Genomic DNA, 21,583 nt, shown 5'->3' on the forward strand with positions numbered 1-21,583 from the left:
CACCGAGGAGATGGGTGCGCTCGGTGCCCGGCTCGCCGCGGTCCTCCGCGCCGGCGACCTGGTCGTCCTGACCGGGCCGCTCGGTGCCGGCAAGACCACGCTGACACGGGGTCTCGGGGCGGCGCTCGGCGCCCGCGGTCAGGTCTCGAGCCCGACGTTCGTGCTCGCGCGGACCCACCCCACGACGTCCGGCCCGGACCTCGTGCACGTGGACGCGTACCGGCTGTCCGACCCGGTGGAGCTCGACGACCTCGACCTCGACTGGGACGCCTCGATCGTCGTCGTCGAGTGGGGGCGGGGCTTCGTCGAGGGCATCACCGACACCGTGCTCGACGTCGAGATCGTCCGTGCGACCGGAGCCGACGCGACCGATGCCGCGCCGGACGACCTCGACCCGGACGACGTCCCCGACGAACCCCGCCGCGTGGTCGTCACCGCGACCGGTCCGCGCTGGGCCGGCGTCACGCTCTGACGCCGACCGTCAGGTGGTGCGGCGTCAGTTGATGATGGCGCCGCGTTCCTCGGTCCGGAGTACCGCGAGCCGGTCCCGCCAGGTCTGCAGCGCCTCGGGCGTGAGCCGGGTCCAGTCCGTCACCTCGCCGACCACCCGGATGGGCGACGTGCTGCGGTAGGACCGCGTCGGGTTGCCCGGGAACTTCCGGTCGGTCACGTTCGGGTCGTCCTCGAACGCACCCGTCGGCTCGACGATGTACACGCGCGGCTCGCCGGGACCCGCAGCGAGTTCCGCTGCGAGCCCGGCACCGGCACCGACGGCCGTGAAGTAGACGTGGTTCATCACGATCTCCGGACGGTAGTTCGACCGGAACCCCGCGGTGAGCAGGTCACCCACCCGGAGGTCGGCCTTCGTCCCGTGGAAGAACGGCCCGTCGTCCAGCGTCTGCCCCTCGGCCATCGGGTCAGCCCACGTACTCGGCCATGCTGACCCAGTTGATGTAGAGGTGCCCGGAGGCGCCCCAGTTGCCGACCTGGAACATGTAGCGGTGCGGCGTGGTCGGGACGTCCGAGGTGATCCGCTGGACCACCCGGTCGTCGACGAGGTACGTCACGGACTGCCCCGGGATCCACTCGACCGAGTAGGTGTGCCAGTCCCGCCACGAGACGCCGGTGCTGGCGCTGTGCGAGAGGCCCTCGAGCCCAGGGGTCATCAGGTGCTGGTACGCCATCGGCGTCGCTTCGAAGTTGCTCTCCGGGAAGTCGATCTCCCCGTCGGCCCAGCGGTTCGACGTCGGGTAGAGGATGAACGCCGCGCCGTTCCGGTCACCGCCGGTCGCCATCGCCCGGACGGTGAACTTGCCGCCCTGGTGGCTCCAGGCACCGGACGGGGTGCCGAAGGTCCCGGCTGCGCCGTGCCGCCCGTCGAGCGCGACGTCCATGTACCCGTCGTGCGCGCTGATCTGCGAGCCGGAGTACCACATCCCGCCGGTCCCGTCCGGGTACGGCTGCCAGGAGTTCGCGTACTGCCGCGCGAACTGTCCGCCGGCCGCCGCATCGGTGGCGAAGTCCTCGCCGTAGGTCTGTTCGAACTGGGCTCCGGTGACGGAGGTCGTCGCTGCGGATGCGGCCGATGCCCCTCCGAACGGGACGGCGACGAGTGTGGCGCCGAGCAGTGCCGCAGTGAGTGCCGCTCGCTTGGTACGTGTCTGCATGGATGTCATTTCCCTGACGTGAGCGCAGCGCCCGTCCCCACGAGTGCCGCACAGCCGGATCTCGGCACGGCGAGCACTCTAAGCAGATTCGATGACGTATCACAAGGATTGGACAGCCGAAAAGTCCCCCGAGTAGGGGACACCCGGTCAGGGCTTGTAGTCGTAGGTCGTGACCCAGTCGATGTACAGGTGTCCGGCAGCGCCCCAGTTCCCGACCTGGAACATGTACCGGTGCGCGGACTTCGGGACGTCCTTCGTGACCTTGCTGATCACCCGGTTGTCGACGAAGTAGGTGACGGACTTCCCGGGGATCCACTCGACCGAGTAGACGTGCCAGTCCTTCCACTTGACGCCCGTCGAGGTGCTGATCGCGTTGACCTCCTTGCCCTTCACCATCGAGTGGTGGTGGACCATCGGCGTCGCCTCGAAGTTGCTCTCCGGGAAGTCGATCTCCCCGTCGGACCACACGTTCGACGTCGGCCAGAGCATGAACGCCGCACCGTTGGCCTTGCCGCCGAGCGCCCGAGCGCGGATGGAGAACTTCCCGCCGACGTGCCCCCAGGCGCCGGTCGGCGTCCCGAAGGTCCCGGCAGCGCCGTGCTTGCCGTCCAGGACGACGTCCATCGAGCCGTCGTGCGCGCTGATCTGTGAACCCGAGTAGTACATGCCGGACATCCCGTCCGGGTACGGCTGCCACGACTTCGCGTAGGTCTTCGCGAACTTGCCCTTCGCGGGAGCAGCGGTCTTGAAGTCCTCGCGGAAGGTCTGCTTGAACTTCCCGATGTTGCCCACCGGCACGGCAGCCTCGGCGGTGCCTCCGCCTCCGAGCGGTGCAGCGACCAGTGCGGCGGTGAGGATCACGGCGGCGACGGCGGCCGTGGTGAAGCGCTTGTGCATGAGCTCTCCCTGGGATCGAGCCCTCCCGGCGGGCTCGTACCCGGAACTGTCGGTCGCGGCGACCGGCCCGACAGCGCCGTCCTGCCCCCAGAGGGAGGGCGAACCACCGGTTCTGTCCGCCTACGATGGACGGGTGCTGCTCGCGATCGACACCTCCGCCGGGACCTCCGTCGCCGTCGTCGACCCCGAGACCCGGACGGTCCTCGCGGAACGGTCCACCGAGGACTCCCGCCGCCATGCCGAGGTGATCGGTCCGTTCCTGCAGGGTGTGCTCGACGACGCCGGCATCACCGCCGCGGACGTCACCGGCGTCGTCGCGGGCATGGGCCCCGGCCCGTTCACCGGCCTCCGCGTCGGCATCGCGGCCGCACGCACCTTCGCCGTGGCACGCGACGTCCCGTTCCTGCCGCTGGTCAGCCACGACGCGGTCGCAGCCGAGGCGACGTCGGAAGCCGACGGCCCCGTCGTCGTCCTGACGGACGCCCGACGGCGCGAGGTCTACTGGAGCGTCCACGACCAGACCGGCACGCGCACTGCTGGCCCTGGCCTGGCCAGGCCGGCGGACCTCGACGACGTGCTGGGAGCCTCCAGGCAGCTCCCGCGGGTCACCGCGACCACCATCCCCGCCGGGAGGCTCGGGGTGCTCGCCGCGGACCGGCTCGCGTCCGGCGGTTCCTTCGCCGAGGACGCCCCCCTCTACCTCCGCGATCCCGACGTCACGATGCCCGGCGCACCCAAGCGGGTGGGCCGGTGACCCTGCCCGCCGGGCTGCGCCTGCGGCGCGCCCATCCGCAGGACCTCGACGACGTGATGTGGCTGGAGCACGCCTCGTTCCCCACCGACGCCTGGTCGGCATCGCAGATGTCCGGCGAGCTGTACTCGCCCCACGGGTACTACGTCGTCGTCGAGACCACCGACGACGGTGCGCCGACGATCGTCGGGTACGCGGGCTTGTCCTCGCTCGCGGGCAACCCGGTCGCCGACGTCCAGACGATCGCGGTGTCGGCGGAGCACCGCGGGGAGGGCATCGGCCGGGTGCTGTTCACCGAGCTCCTCGACGAAGCCCGTCGCCGTGGCGTGGAAGAGGTCTTCCTCGAGGTCCGCGCCGACAACCCGGTCGCCCAGGTGATGTACACCGCGTTCGGGTTCGAGCACATCGCCACCCGGCCGCGCTACTACCAGCCGGACGGCGTCGACGCGTGGGTGATGCGGGCCGCGCTCGCACCCGCGCAGACGCCGGCGCCCGGCCCCGTCGGACAGGAGGCACTCGATGCGTGAACCACTGGTGCTCGGCATCGAGACCTCGTGCGACGAGACCGGCGTCGGCATCGTCCGGGGGAGCACCCTCCTGGCGAACGTCATCGCGTCGAGCATGGAAGAGCACGCGCGCTACGGCGGCGTCGTGCCCGAGGTCGCCGCACGCGCGCACCTGGAGGCGATGACCCCGACCCTGTCCGAGGCGCTGCAGCGCGCCGGCGTGACCCTCGACGAGCTCGACGCGGTCGCCGTCACCGCCGGCCCCGGGCTCGCCGGTGCCCTGATGGTCGGTGTCGGGGCGGCGAAGGCGCTCGCCGTGGCCACCGGCAAGCCGCTGTACGGGGTGAACCACCTCGTCGGACACGTCGGGGCGGACGTCCTCCGCGCCGACGGCAGCGCGCTCGAGCTGCCGACCGTGGCGCTCCTGGTGTCCGGCGGGCACACGTCGCTGCTCCTCGTGCGGGACCTCGTCGACGACGTGGAACTCCTCGGCGAGACCATCGACGACGCCGCGGGCGAAGCGTTCGACAAGGTCGCACGGCTCCTCGGGCTGCCGTACCCGGGCGGGCCGCAGATCGACCGCGCCGCGGCCGACGGGGACCCGAAGGCGATCCGGTTCCCGCGCGGGCTCACCCTGCCGAAGGACATGGCCGCGCACCGCTACGACTTCTCGTTCTCCGGGCTGAAGACCGCCGTTGCCCGGTGGGTCGAGCGCTGCCGCGACGAGGGGCGTGAGGTCCCCGTGGCGGACGTCGCAGCGTCGTTCCGGGAAGCCGTGGTCGACGTCCTCGTGACCAAGGCGCTGAACGCCTGCCGGGACACCGGGGTGCCCCGGCTGCTGCTCGGCGGCGGCGTCGTCGCGAACGCCCGGCTCCGTGCGGTCGCCGAGGCGCGCTGCGCGGAGGCGGGGGTCGCGCTGCGGATCCCCCCGCTCGACCTCTGCACCGACAACGGCGCGATGATCGCGGCGGTCGGTGCCCGGCTCGTCGCCGAGGGGCACGCGCCGAGCGACCTCGGGATCGCCGCGGACTCGACGCTCCCCGTCACCACCGTCCAGGTCTGAGGTCCGGTCCCCGCCGGTGTGGGAGGATCGAACGGACGGCCGCACGGGCCGTCGGGAGGGGTGCACCGTGTCCGATCAGAACGAGCGGCCGAAGCCGGACGAGCAGCAGCCGCAGAACCCGTACAGCGCACCGCAGCCGCCGCAGTACGGCGCTCCTCAGAACCCGTACGCGCAGCCCGGTCAGCAGCAGGACCCGTACGGTCAGCAGCCGCAGAACCCGTACGCGCAGCCCGGCCAGCAGCCGCAGAACCCGTATGCGCAGCCCGGCCAGCAGCAGAACCCGTACGCGCAGCAGCCGCAGAACCCGTACGCCCAGCAGAACCCGTACGCGCAGCAGAACCCGTACGCCGCCCCCGGCAGCGCCTACGCCAACACCGGGTACCAGCCGTACGCGCAGCGCCCGAAGACGAACATCCTCGCGATCCTGTCGATCGTCTTCGGCCTCGGCGCGGTCCCGTTCTTCTTCATCGCGATCCTGCTCGGCCCCGCCGGCGCGATCCTCGGGCACGTGGCGCTCGGCAAGATCCGGCAGAGCGGCGAGCAGGGCCGCGGACTCGCGCTGACCGGCATCATCGCCGGCTGGGTGATGACCGGCATCTGGATCCTCTGGATCGCCCTGGTGGTCTTCGCGATCGGCCACTCCGGTGGCTACTCGGACTACGGCACCGACTACGGCTCGGACTCCGGCGCCTTCGTCAGCTGAGGCGCTCGCACAGCAGCGCGGTGTGCCGTCCCGCCACGCGGGTGAGGACGAGCGTCATCCGGCGTGAACCGCCGCGCAGTCGCAGACGCTTCCGGAACTGCGCCGGGTCGACGTCGACGCCGCGCTTCTTGATCTCGACGGTGCCGACCCCGTCCGCGGCCAGTCGTGCGGCGAGCTGCTTGACGTCGAGCGGCATCGTGTCGAGCACCCGGAAGGTCTGCGCGAACGGGTTCGTCACCGGGCTGTCCGACGTCACGTAGGCGATCCCCTCGGAGAGCATCCGGCCGTCCATCGACCGGGCCAGGTCGCCGATGAGCCGCGCGCGGATGACCGCGCCGTCGGGTTCGTGGAGGTACTCGCCGACCGGGCCGACCTCGACGTCCTCGGCGTCCTCCGCCCCGGTCAGCTCGGCGATGCCGTGTGCGCCGATGACGGTCGCGGCGCGCCGGATGCCGGGTCGGGCGAGCGGGCCGAACCAGAGTGCGAGCTCCACGACCTCCCGGTCGACGGAGGTCCACTGCGCCTCGGCGGTGTCCGGGATGAGGTCGCGGTCGATGCCCGGTCCGAGCTTCACGCCGGTCGGGGTCGTGGTGGCGGCGGCGAAGACGGTGTCGAGCGAGGGCGACCAGTCGTCCGGGTCGGCGAGCCGACGGGTGTTGGTGTGCCCGGCGGTCCGTCGTGCCGGGTCCATCCAGACCCCGTCGACGCTCGACACGTCGAACGTCGCCGCGTCACCGAGCAGGACATGGGCGTCCGGCCACGGTGCGAGGTTGTGCGTCGCCACCGCCGCCGTCACCTCGTCCTGGTCGACCGCGGTGACGTCGAGGTCGAGCGCAGCCATCGCGAGTGCGTCACCGCCGATCCCGCAGCCGAGGTCGGCCACCCGGTGCAGCCCGGCCGCGGCGAACCGCCCGGCGTGCTGGGCGGCGACGGAGAGCCGCGTCGCCTGCTCGAGCCCCGCCTCGGTGAACAGCATCCGGCTCGCGAAGTCGCCGAACTTGCCGCGGGCCTTCTGTCGGAGCTTCGCCTGCGTGAGCACCGCGGCGACGAGTCGGGGATCGTGTCCCTCGGCCCGGAGGCGGGAGACGACGCGGACGATCTCGCCGTCGTCGGAGACCGCCGGCGTCCGGTCGAGGAGCGCCATCCCGTCCGGGGTCAGGAGCTGAGCGAGTTCGGTGGCGTCCATGAGACGATCCTGTCATCACCAGGAGGACTGGCACTCGGATTGACCGAGTGCCAGAGGCCCCCTACAGTTGGACCTGGCACTCTCGTGTGCGTAGTGCCAACCGGTTTTCATCTGTACCGAGTCAGTACCGAGAAAGAAGAGGTCACCGTGGCCGTCACCATCAAGCCGCTCGAAGATCGCATCGTCATCCGTCAGGTCGAGGCGGAGCAGACCACTGCTTCCGGTCTCGTCATCCCGGACACCGCGAAGGAGAAGCCGCAGGAGGGCGAGGTCGTGGCCGTGGGCCCGGGTCGCATCGACGACAACGGCAACCGCGTCCCGCTCGACGTCGCCGTCGGCGACAAGGTCATCTACTCGAAGTACGGCGGCACCGAGGTCAAGTACTCGGGCGAGGACCTGCTGGTCCTCTCCGCTCGCGACGTCCTCGCGGTCATCGAGCACTGACACCTGCTCCACCCGTCGAACGCCTCGGCAGCCTCGTGCTGCCGGGGCGTTCGCCGTTTCCGTAGCATTGGTCCGTGACAGAGCGGGCGGTTCGGAGCGAGGCATCGGTCGGCGTCGTGCAGGCGATCGTCGCGTACGGGCTCTGGGGGCTGATGCCGCTGCTGTTCGTCGCGATGGCGCCGGCGGGAGCGTTCGAGATCGTCGCGTGGCGGATCGTCTTCGGGCTGGGGTTCTGCCTGGTCGCCATCCTGGTCACGCGGTCGTGGCTGCGCACGCGCTCCCTCATCGCCCAGCGCCGGGTGATGGGCGTGATGGCGATCGCCGCGGTGCTCATCGTCGTGAACTGGACCGTGTACGTCATCGCGACGACGACGGGCCACACCGTCGAGGCAGCGCTCGGGTACTTCATCAACCCGCTCGTCACGATCGCGCTCGGCGTCGTGCTCCTCCGGGAACGGCTGCGCCCGGCGCAGTGGACCGCCGTCGGCATCAGCATCGTCGCGGTCGTCGTCATCGCGGTCGGCTACGGGCAGATGCCGTGGATCTCCCTCGCGCTGGCGTTCTCGTTCGGGCTGTACGGGCTCGTGAAGAAGCGCGTCGGCGGGACCGTCGACGCGCTGTCCGGGCTGACGATCGAGACGATGTGGCTGACCCCCGTCGCCGTCGTCACGCTCGTGGTGCTCGGCGTGACCGGCATCGGCGGCGGCATCACCTTCGGCAACCAGGGCTGGGTGCACGCGCTCATCATGATCGGCGCGGGCCCGGCGACGGCGGTGCCGCTGCTCCTCTTCGCGTCGTCGGCGCGGCGCCTCTCGCTGTCCACGCTCGGGCTGACCCAGTACCTGACGCCGGTGATGCAGCTGATCGTGGGGGTGACGATCCAGCACGAGGCGATGTCGACCTCGCGGTGGATCGGGTTCGGCATCGTGTGGATCGCGCTGCTGATCCTGTCCACGGACTCGTTCGTGGCTGCGCGCCGCGCCCGCCGCACCGCGGTGCCAGCCGTGGCGGCCTGACGGGGCCGAACCGAGCCTCCCGTCCGCCGTGGTGGCGACCAGCTGCCGGGCCGGACGCGACCGATCGCGGAAAGCGACAGTCCCCGGGAGGAACCCTCCCGGGGACTGTCGCTTTCGTTGCGGTGCTACTTCTTGACCGAGCCCTGGATGGCGCTCTGGTACACCGGCTTGTTGTCGCCGTCGAACTTGTAGATGCCGATGTAGGCGCTCGACGGGTCGTTGTTCGAGTCGAACGGACCGATGCCCGACGGGCCCGTGTAGTGGATGTCCTTGCCGTCGTCCAGCAGGGCCTTGCAGTCCTTGAACGTCGAGCACTCGGTGCCACCGTCGGCCCCGGACACCTTGTCCATGTTGGCCTGGATCGTGCCGGAGTCGGTGCCCTTGCCCTTCACCGCAGCGAGTGCGGCGAGGGTGGTGGCGTCGTAGGACTCAGCCGCGTACGAGTAGTCGGCGAGGTCCTTGCCCGACGACTTCTTGTAGTAGGCGGCGAGACGCTGCTTCAGGTCGTCCTTCGGCGAGGCGCCGGGGATCGTGCCCTGCGCACCGTTCAGGGTGCCCTTGTCGAAGTCCTTCGAGTAGTCGGCGGTGTTGCCGTCCGACATGTAGACCTTCGACATGTCCCAGCCCTGCGAGACGAGCTCGGGGATGATCGACTTCGTCTCGTCGAACGCCAGCACGACGATCGCGTCGGGCTTGGCGGCGAGGGCCGCCGTGACCTCGGACGAGAACGTGGTCTGTCCGGGCGGGAACTCCTGGCCCTTGCCCTTGCCGCCGTAGACGACCTGGCCACCGGAGGACTCGACGGCCTCCTGGACGGAGTTGCGGAGACCCGTGCCGTACGTGTCGTTGAAGACGAGGAACGCGACCTTGGCGTTGCCGTCACCCGTGACGAGCTGGCCGAGCGCCGAACCCTGCACCGAGTCCGGCGGAGCGGTCCGGTAGTAGTACGACGAGTAGCCCGAGAGGTCGGACGCGGTGTTCGCGGGGGAGATCTCCACGATGCAGTTGCTGGTGAGCTGGTCGATGACGTTGAGCGTCACGGACGAGGACTCCGCGCCGATCGCGACCGGGACCTTCGCGTTCACGAGCTTGGACGCCGCCGAGCTCGAGACCGTCATGTCCGTGCTGTCGCCGGAGTCCGTCTGCGGGTCGATGGAGACGTCCTTGTCGAGCACACCGCCGGCCGCGTTGATGTCGTCGACCGCGAGGCCCACACCGGCCTCGGCCGGCGGGTTCAGGTAGGCGAGCGAGCCCGTGAGGGGCAGGATCGTGCCGATCTTCAGCGCGTCGGTGCCGGGCGACGACGGGGCCTGGCAGCTGGCCGCCGGGTCCTTCTTGGACGCGGAGGCGGACGACGACGGGTCGGCGCTGCCGGAGGTCGAGCACGCCGCGAGCAGCACCGCCGCGACTCCCGCCAGTGCCAGCGCCGTGGTGGCGCGGGTGGTTCTGATCATCCGTGGAACCCTTTCTCGGCACGGGGGCTGTTGTCGCATCGGGTCGAGTGCGACGCCTCCGTGTGGGGATGCGAGCAAAAGTAGGGTCCGGGTGTTTCGCCCGTGTGACGGGGCGGTACGGAAAGTGTTTCGTTACCGAGCCGTGACGAAACCTGTGCGGGTACTCCGGTTCGCGGGTGGCCCGCGGGGACGGGCGCCGCGCGCGCCCGGGCACCGCGCGGGCTGCGCTGCGGGCGTTGTGGTGCCGCAAAGCGACAGTCCCCGGTGGGCTACCCACCGGGGACTGTCGCTTTCGAGCAGGAGTTCTGGCTACCGGCTGTAGTTCGGCGCCTCGACGACCATCTGCACGTCGTGCGGGTGCGACTCCTTCAGCCCCGCCGGGGTGATCCGGACGAACTTGCCGCGGGCCTTGAGCTCCGGGATGGTCCGGCCGCCGACGTAGAACATCGACTGCCGCAGCCCACCGACGAGCTGGTACACGACGTTCGCCACGGAGCCGCGGTACGGCACCTGGCCCTCGATGCCCTCGGGGACGAGCTTGTCGTCCGAGGGGACGTCCGCCTGGAAGTAGCGGTCCTTCGAGTACGAGGTCTTCTTGCCACGGGTCTGCAGTGCACCGAGGGAGCCCATCCCGCGGTACGCCTTGAACTGCTTGCCGTTGACGAAGACCAGGTCCCCGGGGGACTCGTCGGTGCCCGCGAGGAGCGATCCGAGCATCACGGTGTCCGCGCCGGCGACGAGGGCCTTCGCGATGTCGCCCGAGTACTGCAGACCACCGTCGGCGATGACCGGCACGCCGGTTTCACGCGCGGCGAGCGAGGCTTCGTACACGGCCGTGACCTGCGGCACACCGACGCCGGCGACGACGCGGGTGGTGCAGATCGACCCGGGGCCGACGCCGACCTTGACCGCGTCCACGCCCGCGTCGATGAGCGCCTGTGCGCCTTCGCGGGTGGCCGCCTGGCCGCCGATGACGTCCACGCCGGCGAAGGCCGGGTCGGCCTTCAGGCGACGGACCATGTCGAGCACGCCGGCGCTGTGGCCGTTGGCGGTGTCCACGACGAGGACGTCCACACCGGCTTCGAGCAGGGCGGTCGCGCGCTGCCACGCGTCGCCGAAGAACCCGATCGCGGCACCGACACGGAGTCGGCCGGCGTCGTCCTTGGTGGCGTCGGGGTACTTCTCGCTCTTGTCGAAGTCCTTGACGGTGATGAGGCCGCGGAGCTTGCCGGCCTCGTCGATGAGCGGCAGCTTCTCGATCTTGTGCTCGGCGAAGATCGCGACGGCGTCGTCCGGGTCGATGCCGACCGGTGCCGTGATGAGCGGCGCCTTCGTCATGACGTCGCGGACGAGCGTGGTCTGCTGCTCGAACGGCGCCACGAACCGCATGTCGCGGTTGGTGATGATGCCGACGAGCGTGCCGTCGCCCTCGACGACCGGCAGCCCGGAGACGCGGAACTGTCCGCAGAGCGCGTCCACCTCGGCGACGGTCGCGTCCGGGGTCGTGGTCACCGGGTTGGTGATCATGCCCGACTCGGAGCGCTTGACCTTGTCCACAGCTGCGGCCTGGTCGGCGATCGACATGTTGCGGTGCAGGATCCCGATGCCGCCCTGGCGCGCCATGGCGATGGCCATGCGGGCTTCGGTGACGGTGTCCATCGCCGCGGAGAGCAGCGGGACGTTGACGGAGATCCGCTTGGTGAGCCGGGACGTCGTCGACGCCTCGCTCGGGATGACGTCGGTGTACCCCGGCAGGAGCATGACGTCGTCGTACGTGAGTCCGATGAATCCGAACGGATCCGGCTGGTCCATGGGTCCCCTTCGTGGGCGAGGTGAAGTGGTGAGACACCGGACGCAGCGTCGGGTTCCGGATAGACCATGCTAACGCGCGCGGCGGGTCGCGCATTCCGGCGGGTGCCCGGTGGGGAGCGGCTCCGGAACCGGCCTGGAGGCTGGGGTCGGCTCCGCAACGGACGGTTCCTCCACATCGTCACAGTTGCGCCACGAATTCCACAGGGAATCTTTTGGAAACACGGGTGACACAAAATCACCATAGGTTCCTCGTCATCCGAACGAGAGGCTCTTCCGTGGGATCCATCACTCCTGCGGGATCGGCGCTGCTGCGCCGATTCCGCCCCGGTGCGCCAGGCCGTCGCCGACTGGTGCTCGTCGTCGTGCTCGTCGCGGCGTTCCTGGCGACCTTCCTCATCGACTGGGCGGTGACGCTCCCCGCCCAGGGCGCGACCACCACCGCGACGGCGAGTGCCAGCGCGAGCGCGAGCACCGCACCGTCCAGCACCCAGCCCTGCACCGTCAGCCCGACGAACGGGTGCATCCAGGGCACGATCCTCGACTCTGCGCGGAAGCCCGCGTCCGGTGTGGACGTCGACGTCGCGGGCCCGTCGGGCTTCACGGCGACGTCGACCACGACGGACGCCGGCCGCTGGTCGGTGAGCGTCCCGGCCTCCGGTCAGTACACCGTGACCGTGGACCAGGACACCCTCCCGAAGGGGCAGTACCTGACGAACGCCGCCGACGCGAAGCGCACGGTGCAGGCGAACCTCAACGCCAACGCGGGACAGATCTTCCAGCTGTCCGACCAGCAGGGCGCGACGACGAGCGACGCCACGACGAGCGTCACCGCCGCACGGGCCTGGCAGCAGTTCGTGTCCGGCATCCGGCTCGGACTGCTCATCGCCCTCGCCTCGATCGGCCTGTCGCTGATCTACGGCACGACCGGGCTGTCGAGCTTCTCCCACGGTGAGCAGGTGACGCTCGGCGGTCTGCTGGCCTACGTGTTCGCGAACCAGCTCGGCTGGAACATCTGGCTCTCCGGGGTGATCGTCGTCGTCCTCTGCGCGGCGAGCGGCTACTTCCAGGACATGATCATCTGGAAACCGCTGCGCCGCCGACGGATCAGCCTGACGCAGCTCATGATCGTGACGATCGGGCTGTCGATCGCGGCGCAGTACGCGTTCCAGTACTTCTTCGGCGCCTCGACCGTCCGCATCCAGCAGAGCAACCCGTCGACGGTCACGTTCGCCGGGGTCACCCTGACCGTGCAGTCCTACGTGGCGATGGGCATCGCGCTCGTCGTGTTGATCGCGACCGGGCTCTTCCTCGCGAAGACCCGTTTCGGCCGTGCGACGCGTGCGGTCTCGGACAACCCGGCGCTCGCGTCGGCGTCCGGCATCGACGTCGACCGGGTGATCCGGTTCGTGTGGACGCTCGCCGCGGGTCTCGCCGGCCTCTCCGGCGTGATGCTCGGCCTCGTGCTCAACGGCGTGAACTGGCAGACCGGTCTGCAGCTGCTCCTGCTCATGTTCGCGTCCGTGACCCTCGGTGGTCTCGGTACCGCGTACGGCGCACTCGTCGGTTCGATGATCATCGGCGTCGTCGTCGAGCTCACGAACCTGGTGCTGCCGGGCGACTTCAAGTACGCCACCGCACTCGTCATCCTCATCCTCATCCTGCTGTTCCGGCCGCAGGGCATCTTCGGCCGTGCCGAGCGGATCGGCTAAGGGGCAGCCATGGACTACATCGTCAACCTCCTCAGCGCGCTGACGCAGGAGGCCCTCGCGCCGACCACGGCGGCGTTCGCGCTCGCCGCGATCGGGCTGAACGTGCACTTCGGGCTCACCGGTCTGGTGAACATGGGCCAAGCGGCGTTCCTGCTGCTCGGCGCCTACGGCTTCGCGATCTCGATCACGAACGGGCTGCCGTTCGGGATGGCCGTCCTGATCGCCCTGCTCGTCGCGATCGTGTTCGCGATCATCCTCGGCATCCCGACACTGCGGCTCCGTGGCGACTACCTGGCGATCGTGACGATCTCCGGCGCGGAGATCATCCGCATGGTCGGCAGGTCGAGTCTGCTGACCACCACGACCGGTGGATCGAACGGCATCACCGGGTCGAGCTACCGCGACGCGTTCAACGCGCTGAGCTTCCTGCCGGACGGCACCACCACCATCCTGTGGTTCACGTACTCGAACAACGGGGTCAACGGCTGGTGGATCCGCATCGTGGGCTGGGGCCTCGTCGCCCTGTTCACCTTCGTGCTGTTCCTCCTGATGCGGAGCCCGTGGGGCCGCGTCGTGAAGGCCATCCGCGAAGACGAGGACGCGGTCCGTTCCCTCGGCAAGAGCGTGTACTCCTACAAGATGCAGGCGCTCGTGTTCGGCGGTGCTCTCGGTGCTCTGGCCGGCATCATCTACGTCCTGCCGAGTTCGGTGCAACCGGACGCGATGGGCCGCTCGATGACCTTCTTCATCTGGACGGCGCTCATCCTCGGCGGTGCTGCGACGGTGTTCGGCCCGGTGCTCGGCTCGGTGCTGTTCTTCGTCCTCCGGCTCGCGATCCGCACGCTCGCGGGCGACTTCATCCCCAACTCGATCATGAACGCGCAGCAGGCGGAGCAGTTCTCCTACGTGCTCGTCGGCGTCGCGCTCATGCTGCTCATCGTCTTCCGCCCACAGGGACTCCTCGGGAACAAGAAGGAGCTGACGTTCAGTGTCTGAACCATCGACGACCACGGTCGCGCACACCCCGGGCTCCGCGAAGCCGGACCCGATCCTCACGGTCGACGCCATCACCCGTCACTTCGGCGGCATGACGGCGGTGGACGTGGACCACCTCGAGGTCCAGCGCGGCTCGATCACCGCGCTCATCGGCCCGAACGGCGCCGGCAAGACCACGTTCTTCAACCTGCTCACGGGCTTCGACAAGCCCTCGAGCGGCAAGGACGCCCGCTGGGTCTTCAACGGGAAGACCCTCGGGAACACCGGCGCCGCGAAGGTGGCGCGCGCCGGCATGGTCCGCACCTTCCAGCTCACCAAGGCGCTGTCCCGGCTCACCGTGATGCAGAACATGCTGCTCGGTGCGAAGGACCAGCCCGGCGAGAACTTCTTCGCCGCGCTGATCAAGCCGGTGTGGTCGAAGCGTGAGCGTGAGATCACCGCGAAGGCCGAGGACCTCCTCGAGCGCTTCAAGCTCCTCGAGAAGAAGGACGACTACGCCGGCTCGCTCTCGGGCGGCCAGCGGAAGCTCCTCGAGATGGCGCGGGCGCTGATGTCCGACCCGACGATGATCATGCTCGACGAGCCGATGGCCGGCGTGAACCCGGCGCTGACCCAGTCGCTCCTCGGGCACATCCAGTCCCTGCGCGACGACGGCATGACGGTGCTGTTCGTCGAGCACGACATGCACATGGTCCGGCACATCTCGGACTGGGTCGTCGTGATGGCGGAGGGCAAGGTCGTCGCCGAGGGGCCGGCGGGCACCGTGATGGACGACCAGGCCGTCATCGACGCGTACCTCGGCGCGCACCACGACACCGACCTCGGTGACGACTCGCTCCTCACCGAGGAGACCTACGAGGAACTCGCGGAAGAGGTCGCTGAGGAAGACCAGGCAGAAGACGGCACGGCGGAGACCGCCGCCGACGACGGGAAGGCGACCCGATGACCGACGCGACGAACCCCGTGGACCCGAACAGGGCCTCCGGTCCGGCCGACCCGACCGGCGCGCCCGACGTGACCGGTGGCGGCACCGCCACGGCGACGCTCGAACCGGTGATGCGGGCCAGTGGCCTCGTCGCCGGCTACCTGCCGGGCGTGAACATCCTCAACGGCTGCGACCTGGACTGCTACCCCGGCGAGCTCATCGGCATCATCGGCCCGAACGGCGCCGGCAAGTCGACGCTCCTCAAGGCACTGTTCGGCTTGGTCTCCGTGCGTGAGGGGACGGTGACCCTGCAGGGCGAGGACATCACCAACATGAAGGCGAACAAGCTCGTGCAGGCGGGTGTCGGCTTCGTGCCGCAGACGAACAACGTGTTTCCCTCGCTCTCCATCGAGGAGAACCTGCAGATGGGGTTGTACCTGCGGCCGCGGAAGTTCGCCGAGCGCCTCGAGGTCATCTACGACCTGTTCCCGGTGCTCGGTCAGCGCAAGGGGCAGCGGGCCGGATCGCTCTCCGGCGGTGAGCGGCAGTCGGTCGCGATGGCCCGTGCGCTGATGATGGACCCGAAGGTGCTGCTGCTCGACGAGCCGAGCGCCGGCCTGTCCCCGGTGCGCCAGGACGAGACCTTCATCCGCACCCGCCGGATCAACAAGGCCGGAGTGTCGATCATCATGGTCGAGCAGAACGCGCGACGCTGTCTGCAGATCTGCGATCGTGGGTACGTGCTGGACCAGGGGAGGAACGCCTACTCGGGCACCGGACGTGAGCTCGCCGACGACCCCAAGGTCATCGAGCTCTACCTCGGGACGCTCGCCAAGGACGTCGACGCCGCTCGGTAGCGAGCAATCGCTGAGCGGGGTCGACCCGCCGGTGCCGCTGTGGGGGCGGTACCGGCACCGAGAGGGGTCGTGCGAAGTCGCGTCAGCGCCGCACGGCCCCTCTCCCACGCCCGGGGTCACTCGGCCGCGTCGATGCGGTGCGCTCGGGGTCGATGCGACGGAAGCGACAGCGCGCAGGGCAATGCGCCGCGCACAACGCCGCACCGTGTCGCTTTCCCCGGAGCGGACGCGGCCAGACGCCCGACGGGGTAGGTTCTCGGCGTGCACCGAGTGTCGAGCGTCGCGATGGACGTCCTGGTCTGGATCGTGTTCGCCGTGCTCTTCGTCGGTGCCGCGCTCCTGGTCAAGGTCGCGGCCGCACTGCTCGTCGTGCTGATCGTCCTGGCGCTCGGCCTCGGCCTGACGCTCCGCGTGCTGCGTCGACGCCGCACGCGCTGACGCGGCGCCCGCCGACGCCGCGCCCGCCAAACGCCCCGCCCCGCCGACGCCCGTCCCGCCGCGCCCGCCGACGCCCGTCCCGCCGCGCCCGCCGACGCCCGTCCCGCCGCGCGCGCGACCCGACCCGTCCACCTGGACCGTGCGGCGTGAGAACCCCGCCCGGTAGGCTTGCCGGGTGAGTGAAGTCGAGATCGGTGCAGGCAAGCGCGGACGACGGGCGTACGCGTTCGACGACATCGCGGTGGTTCCCTCGCGGCGCACCCGTGACCCGCGCGACGTGAACGTCCAGTGGTCGATCGACGCCTTCACGTTCGAAGCGCCGATCCTCGCGGCGCCGATGGACTCGGTGTCCTCGCCCGCCACGGTCATCCAGATGGGCCGGCTCGGGATCCTCGGTGTGCTCGACCTCGAAGGCCTCTGGACCCGGTACGAAGACCCGGAGCCCTACTACGCCGAGATCCGCGCGCTCACCGACGGCAACGTCACGAAGCGCATGCAGGAGATCTACGCCGAGCCCGTCAAGGCCGAGCTGATCACCGCGCGTCTCGCCGAGATCCGCGCCGCCGGGGTCACGGTCGCCGGTTCCCTGAGCCCGCAGCGCACGCAGGAGTTCTCCCAGACGGTCGTCGACGCCGGTGTCGACCTCTTCGTCATCCGCGGCACCACGGTCTCCGCCGAGCACGTCTCGCAGAGCACCGAGCCCCTCAACCTCAAGAAGTTCATCTACGAGCTCGACGTCCCGGTGATCGTCGGCGGCGCCTCCACCTACACGGCGGCGCTGCACCTGATGCGCACCGGTGCGGCCGGTGTCCTCGTCGGGTTCGGTGGCGGTGCCGCGTCGACCACGCGCGCGGCGCTCGGCATCCACGCCCCGATGGCGACCGCGGTGGCCGACATCGCCGGTGCCCGCCGTGACTACATGGACGAGTCCGGTGGCCGGTACGTGCACGTCATCGCCGACGGCGGCCTCGACACCGCGGGAGACGTCGTCAAGGCAATCGCGATGGGCGCCGACGCGGTCATGCTCGGCACCGCGCTGGCCCGCGCGACCGAAGCGCCGGGTGGCGGTTTCCACTGGGGTGCCGAGGCACACCACCCGGAGCTGCCCCGTGGCCGCCGGGTGGAGGTCGGCACGATCGCCCCGCTCGAGAACGTCCTGAACGGCCCGACCCCGACGTGGGACGGCCGCGCGAACATCGTCGGCGCGCTGCGTCGCTCGATGGCCACGACCGGATACTCCGACGCCAAGGAGTTCCAGCGAGTAGAAGTGGTCGTGGCGCCGTACCACCAGCAGTGACGGTGGCACCCGTACAGCGCGGGTGACGCCACGGCGCTCGACGAGAAGCACGCACGACGTGCTCGGCAGCGCGGAGGCGACCATGGCAGCGACGGTCTCGGGCAAGAAAGCACCCACCGGAGCGTTCGGCACGGCGGGGTTCGACCCCGGGGCGAAGCTCGGCCCGGACGAACGGGCCGCAGCGATCGAGGCGCTGAAGACCAAGGAGCTCGACGTCCTGGTCGTCGGCGGCGGCATCGTGGGCGGCGGCAGTGCGCTCGACGCCGTGACCCGCGGCCTGAGCGTCGGCATCGTCGAGGCGCGGGACTGGGGCTCGGGGACCTCGAGCCGATCCTCGAAGCTCGTGCACGGTGGCATCCGGTACCTCGAGCAGCTCAACTTCGCGCTCGTCCGTGAAGCCCTCATCGAGCGCGGCCTGCTCCTGCAGCGCATCGCTCCGCACCTGGTGAAGCCGGTCCGCTTCCTCTTCCCGCTCAACCACCGCGTGTGGGAGCGCTTCTACATCGGGATCGGCATGGCGATGTACGACGCCTTCAGCTGGTCCGGCGGTCGTCCGCCCGGCGTCCCGCACCACCGGCACCTCAGCCGCACGCAGGTGCTGCGCTCGATGCCGTCCCTGAAGAAGGACGCCTTCGTCGGCGGCATGACCTACTACGACGCGCAGGTCGACGACGCGCGCTACGTCTCCTCCCTGGTCCGCACCGCGGCGTCGTACGGTGCGCACGCTGCCGCTCGGGTCCGGATCGAGGGCTTCATCAAGGTGGGGGAGCGGGTCGTCGGTGCGCACGCGCACGACATCCAGACGGGCGAGAAGTTCGACATCCGGGCCAAGCAGGTCGTCAACGCGACCGGCGTCTGGACCGACGACACCCAGGCGATGGTGGGGACCCGCGGCCAGTTCAAGGTCCGGGCGTCCAAGGGCGTGCACCTGGTCATCCCGCGTGACCGCTTCCAGTCGAACATGGGCATGATCCTCCGCACCGAGAAGAGCGTGCTGTTCGTCATCCCGTGGGGGCGGCACTGGCTGGTCGGCACGACCGACACCGACTGGTACCTCGACAAGGCGCACCCGGCGGCGACCGCGGCGGACATCGACTACATCCTCGAGCACGTCAACAAGGTGCTCCGTGTCCCGCTCACCCGCGAGGACGTGGAGGGCGTCTACGCCGGACTCCGTCCGCTCCTTGCAGGCGAGTCCGACCAGACGTCGAAGCTCAGCCGCGAGCACGTGGTCGCGCACACTGCCCCCGGCCTGGTCGTCGTGGCGGGCGGCAAGTGGACGACGTACCGCGTGATGGGCAAGGACGCCATCGACGAGGCCGTCGCGGCGATGGACGGCAAGATCCCCGCCTCGACGACGGAGGACATCCCGCTGCTCGGCGCCGAGGGCTACCCGGCCGCGTGGAACAAGCGCGGCCGCACCGCGAAGTCGTTCGGGGTGCACAAGGTGCGGATCGAGCACCTCCTGAACCGCTACGGCACGCTGACGACCGAGGTGCTCCAGCTGGTGAAGGAGGACCCGGCGCTCGCCGAGGCCCTGCCCGGCGCGGACGACTACATCGGCGCGGAGGTCGTGTACGCGGCCTCGCACGAGGGTGCCCTGCACCTGGAGGACGTCCTCGCCCGCCGCACCCGCATCTCGATCGAGGCGTGGGACCGTGGCGAGTCGGCGGCCCCGGTCGCGGCCAGGCTCATGGCCGGTGTCCTCGGCTGGGACCAGGAGCAGACCGAGGCAGAGGTCGCGAACTACCTCAAGCGCGTCGCGGCCGAACGCGAGTCGCAGCTGCAGCCCGACGACGAGTCGGCGGACCGCGTGCGTCTCGAGGCGCCGGACATCGCGTTCGGCTTCGAGGAGGACGACGTCAAGGTGCCCGGCGCCGCCGGCTCGGGGACGACCGACGGGGCGAAGGCGTCCGACGAGCAGGTGGTCGGCGAGAAGACGACCGAACCCGAGTAGGAGATCGGGAGACCGGCGGCTTGTGCTCGTCCGCATCGTTCAGCCCCCGCGGGCCATCGAGAGCGCACTGGTTGCGATCGCACCGTCCACGATGGTGACGAGGTCGTCGAGCGCGTCCCGGTGGACGAGATCGTGGGTGACGAGCAGGGTGGCCGTCCGACGTTCGTGCGTGAGGCGTGCGACGAGGTCCATGATCGCCCACCCGCGTTCCTGATCGAGCGCGCTCGTGGGTTCGTCCACGAGCAGCACGTCCGGTTCGTGGACGAGCGCCCGGGCGATGGCGACCCGCTGCCGTTGCCCGCCGGAGAGCTGCGCCGGGCGTTTGCCCGCCTGACCGGACAGGCCGACGGCGTCGAGGAGTTCGTCGGCGCGTTCAGCGATCCGGTGGCGTTGCGCTCGAGGTGTCCCGCCGAGTTCGGCCATCACGAGCAGTTGTTCCCGGGCGGTGAGCGATGGCAGCAGGTTGGACTGCTGGAAGACGATGCCGATCCGTTCCCGCCGCATCGTCGTGGCCTCGTCACGGGTGAGTTCCGCCGCGTCGACGTCGCCGATGAGCACGCGGCCGGCGTCTGGCCGGATGAGCGTCGCCGCGACCGCGAGCAGCGAGGACTTGCCGGAGCCGGACGGACCGGTGATGCCCGTGACCACGCCCGCGTCGGCTCGGAGTGTCACGTGGTCGACAGCGGTGACGCGGGATGCGCCGTCCGGGAAGGTGAGGGTGACGTCGTCGAGGGTGATCATCGGTTGCTCCCGAGGGCGGTGAGGGGGTCGGTCGCGGTGACGGTCCGGAGGGCGACCGCTGCCCCGGCGAGACCGAGCACGGCCATCGCGAGGGCCGGGACGAGGGTGGTCAGCGGGCTGAGGAGGAAGGGCAACGCGCCACCGGCGAGTGCGCCCAGGCCGACGACCGCGAGCATGCCGACGCCGATCCCCGTTACGAGTACGACCAGAGCCTGACCGAGTGCGTCGCGGACGAGCGAGCCCGTGCTCGCCCCGAGTGCCTTGAGCACGGCGACGTCTCCCGCGCGTTGCATCGTCCACACGGTGAAGAACGCCCCGACGACGAGTGCCGAGACGCCGAACAGCATCGCGATCATCAGCGCGAGGGACCCGACCTCGGACTTGAAGGTCTCGAGGGCGCCGAGGCTCAGCAGTGGTGCATCGGCGGCGGTGTGGGTGCGATCGGCGGCGGCGTCCCAGTCGGGGTCCCCGCGCACGGCCAGCACGGTGGCCTCACCGTCGCCGCCGAGTCGCTGGTCGGCCGCTGCCCAGGCGTTCGGGGTCATCGCGACGACGGGCGTGTGGCTGTACCAGGCGTCGACGCCCACGCTGGCGACGCGGTAGGTGCTGCCCGTGATCGTGACGTGGCCACCGGCCGAGACGCCCAGGTCTTCGGCCGCGCCGGCGGAGAGCCCCACCTGGTCGTCGCGGGCCGGTGCCAGGTCCGAGACCGCCGAACGGGGCGCGTCGTGCGGGAGCCCGAACAGCGCGACGCCGACGGGGGTGCCCGTGGCCGCGCTGCTGGTCTCGACCCCCTGCGCGCGGCCCTGGACGATCCCGATCGGGACCACCCCGTCGACGCCGCCCGTGGCACGCCAGGCGGCGACGGTGTCCGCATTGACCGTGGACTCGGAGAACGAGGGCTGGCCGCTCGACGGTTGCTGGAGGACGAGCCGGCTGCCGGGGAGGCCGAGCACCGCCGAGACGTTCTGGGCGGCGAGGCCCCCGGTGAGCCCCGCGAGGAAGCCGACGAGCAACGTGATCAACGCGACCACCGCGGCGATGAGGACGAAGCGTCCGCGGGCATGTCGCAGGTCGCGCCAGGCGACGAACACGGTGTCTCCCTTCTGCGTCGCAGACCCTCTGCGACGTCTCCATCAGCCTCGCCGGAGGGGGGTCGCGGAG

Annotated in this window: 22 protein-coding genes; 14 read left to right on the plus strand and 8 right to left on the minus strand. The window is 70.2% G+C overall.

The window, feature by feature from the left end; translation table 11 throughout:
* Positions 1–10 precede the first annotated feature (10 nt).
* Positions 11–472 carry a tRNA (adenosine(37)-N6)-threonylcarbamoyltransferase complex ATPase subunit type 1 TsaE gene (gene tsaE / locus EDF27_RS05205; RefSeq protein ID WP_132047816.1) on the plus strand — a complete coding sequence of 154 codons (462 nt, stop codon included), beginning with the start codon at positions 11–13 and terminating at the stop codon, positions 470–472.
* 24 nt (positions 473–496) lie between these two features.
* Here tsaE and arr read toward each other — a convergent pair whose 3' ends face one another.
* The 3 genes from arr to EDF27_RS05220 form a co-directional block, all read right to left on the minus strand.
* On the minus strand, positions 497–913 hold the full coding sequence (gene arr / locus EDF27_RS05210) for an NAD(+)--rifampin ADP-ribosyltransferase (protein ID WP_132047597.1): 417 nt from the start codon (positions 911–913) through the stop codon (positions 497–499).
* A 4-nt stretch (positions 914–917) separates the two neighbouring features.
* Positions 918–1,667 (minus strand): glycoside hydrolase family 16 protein, encoded by a 750-nt coding sequence (locus EDF27_RS05215; protein ID WP_243698200.1) that lies wholly within the window; start codon positions 1,665–1,667, stop codon positions 918–920.
* Positions 1,668–1,814: 147 nt separating this feature from the next.
* On the minus strand, positions 1,815–2,564 hold the full coding sequence (locus EDF27_RS05220) for a glycoside hydrolase family 16 protein (protein ID WP_132047599.1): 750 nt from the start codon (positions 2,562–2,564) through the stop codon (positions 1,815–1,817).
* Positions 2,565–2,697: 133 nt separating this feature from the next.
* Between EDF27_RS05220 and tsaB the strand changes: the two genes are divergently transcribed.
* From tsaB to EDF27_RS05240, 4 genes are all read left to right on the plus strand, one after another.
* The gene (gene tsaB, locus EDF27_RS05225) at positions 2,698–3,318 is read left to right on the plus strand and encodes a tRNA (adenosine(37)-N6)-threonylcarbamoyltransferase complex dimerization subunit type 1 TsaB (protein WP_132047601.1); all 621 of its coding nucleotides are present in this window, start codon (positions 2,698–2,700) and stop codon (positions 3,316–3,318) included.
* Positions 3,315–3,842, plus strand: a complete 528-nt coding sequence (gene rimI, locus EDF27_RS05230; RefSeq protein ID WP_132047603.1) for a ribosomal protein S18-alanine N-acetyltransferase — start codon at positions 3,315–3,317, stop codon at positions 3,840–3,842. The genes tsaB and rimI overlap by 4 nt, the downstream gene beginning before the upstream one ends.
* A complete protein-coding gene (tsaD, locus tag EDF27_RS05235) occupies positions 3,835–4,884 on the plus strand; it encodes a tRNA (adenosine(37)-N6)-threonylcarbamoyltransferase complex transferase subunit TsaD (RefSeq protein WP_132047605.1) in 1,050 nt (349 codons plus the stop codon). Before rimI ends, tsaD begins: the two co-directional genes overlap by 8 nt.
* A gap of 67 nt (positions 4,885–4,951) precedes the next feature.
* The gene (locus tag EDF27_RS05240) at positions 4,952–5,587 is read left to right on the plus strand and encodes a DUF4190 domain-containing protein (protein WP_132047607.1); all 636 of its coding nucleotides are present in this window, start codon (positions 4,952–4,954) and stop codon (positions 5,585–5,587) included.
* Here EDF27_RS05240 and EDF27_RS05245 read toward each other — a convergent pair.
* Positions 5,580–6,773, minus strand: a complete 1,194-nt coding sequence (locus tag EDF27_RS05245) for a class I SAM-dependent methyltransferase (protein WP_132047609.1) — start codon at positions 6,771–6,773, stop codon at positions 5,580–5,582. The genes EDF27_RS05240 and EDF27_RS05245 overlap by 8 nt on opposite strands.
* A 147-nt stretch (positions 6,774–6,920) precedes the next feature.
* Between EDF27_RS05245 and groES the strand changes: the two genes are divergently transcribed.
* Both groES and rarD read left to right on the plus strand, forming a co-directional pair.
* Complete coding sequence (groES, locus tag EDF27_RS05250; protein WP_056121496.1) at positions 6,921–7,217, plus strand: co-chaperone GroES; 297 nt, start codon at positions 6,921–6,923, stop codon at positions 7,215–7,217.
* Between the two features lie 74 nt (positions 7,218–7,291).
* Positions 7,292–8,233: an EamA family transporter RarD gene (gene rarD / locus EDF27_RS05255; protein ID WP_123654782.1), complete on the plus strand. Its 942-nt coding sequence runs from the start codon at positions 7,292–7,294 to the stop codon at positions 8,231–8,233.
* A gap of 125 nt (positions 8,234–8,358) precedes the next feature.
* On the opposite strand, the gene EDF27_RS05260 is transcribed toward rarD, so the two are convergent.
* Both EDF27_RS05260 and guaB read right to left on the minus strand, forming a co-directional pair.
* Positions 8,359–9,687: an ABC transporter substrate-binding protein gene (locus EDF27_RS05260; RefSeq protein WP_123654781.1), complete on the minus strand. Its 1,329-nt coding sequence runs from the start codon at positions 9,685–9,687 to the stop codon at positions 8,359–8,361.
* 309 nt (positions 9,688–9,996) lie between these two features.
* Positions 9,997–11,499, minus strand: coding sequence for an IMP dehydrogenase (guaB, locus tag EDF27_RS05265; RefSeq protein WP_132047611.1), 1,503 nt, complete (start codon positions 11,497–11,499; stop codon positions 9,997–9,999).
* Between the two features lie 275 nt (positions 11,500–11,774).
* Between guaB and EDF27_RS05270 the strand changes: the two genes are divergently transcribed.
* From EDF27_RS05270 to EDF27_RS05295, 7 genes are all read left to right on the plus strand, one after another.
* Entirely contained in the window at positions 11,775–13,208 is a 1,434-nt protein-coding gene (locus EDF27_RS05270; RefSeq protein WP_243698201.1) for a branched-chain amino acid ABC transporter permease, read from the plus strand.
* 9 nt (positions 13,209–13,217) lie between these two features.
* On the plus strand, positions 13,218–14,204 hold the full coding sequence (locus EDF27_RS05275; RefSeq protein ID WP_123654779.1) for a branched-chain amino acid ABC transporter permease: 987 nt from the start codon (positions 13,218–13,220) through the stop codon (positions 14,202–14,204).
* Entirely contained in the window at positions 14,197–15,150 is a 954-nt protein-coding gene (locus EDF27_RS05280; protein ID WP_123654778.1) for an ABC transporter ATP-binding protein, read from the plus strand. The genes EDF27_RS05275 and EDF27_RS05280 overlap by 8 nt, the downstream gene beginning before the upstream one ends.
* Before the next feature lie 110 nt (positions 15,151–15,260).
* Positions 15,261–15,986, plus strand: a complete 726-nt coding sequence (locus EDF27_RS05285) for an ABC transporter ATP-binding protein (RefSeq protein WP_243698229.1) — start codon at positions 15,261–15,263, stop codon at positions 15,984–15,986.
* A 261-nt stretch (positions 15,987–16,247) separates the two neighbouring features.
* On the plus strand, positions 16,248–16,424 hold the full coding sequence (locus EDF27_RS19590) for a hypothetical protein (protein ID WP_165931362.1): 177 nt from the start codon (positions 16,248–16,250) through the stop codon (positions 16,422–16,424).
* A 175-nt stretch (positions 16,425–16,599) separates the two neighbouring features.
* Positions 16,600–17,721 carry a GuaB3 family IMP dehydrogenase-related protein gene (locus tag EDF27_RS05290; protein WP_132047613.1) on the plus strand — a complete coding sequence of 374 codons (1,122 nt, stop codon included), beginning with the start codon at positions 16,600–16,602 and terminating at the stop codon, positions 17,719–17,721.
* 82 nt (positions 17,722–17,803) lie between these two features.
* Positions 17,804–19,678: a glycerol-3-phosphate dehydrogenase/oxidase gene (locus EDF27_RS05295; protein WP_132047615.1), complete on the plus strand. Its 1,875-nt coding sequence runs from the start codon at positions 17,804–17,806 to the stop codon at positions 19,676–19,678.
* Between the two features lie 39 nt (positions 19,679–19,717).
* On the opposite strand, the gene EDF27_RS05300 is transcribed toward EDF27_RS05295, so the two are convergent.
* Together EDF27_RS05300 and EDF27_RS05305 are read right to left on the minus strand one after the other, a co-directional pair.
* On the minus strand, positions 19,718–20,419 hold the full coding sequence (locus tag EDF27_RS05300) for an ABC transporter ATP-binding protein (protein WP_123654774.1): 702 nt from the start codon (positions 20,417–20,419) through the stop codon (positions 19,718–19,720).
* Positions 20,416–21,513: an ABC transporter permease gene (locus EDF27_RS05305; RefSeq protein WP_123654773.1), complete on the minus strand. Its 1,098-nt coding sequence runs from the start codon at positions 21,511–21,513 to the stop codon at positions 20,416–20,418. Before EDF27_RS05305 ends, EDF27_RS05300 begins: the two co-directional genes overlap by 4 nt.
* Between the last annotated feature and the right edge of the window lie 70 nt (positions 21,514–21,583).

Origin of the sequence: Curtobacterium sp. PhB136 (assembly GCF_004346855.1) — a bacterium.
Classification (GTDB): Bacteria; Actinomycetota; Actinomycetes; order Actinomycetales; family Microbacteriaceae; genus Curtobacterium.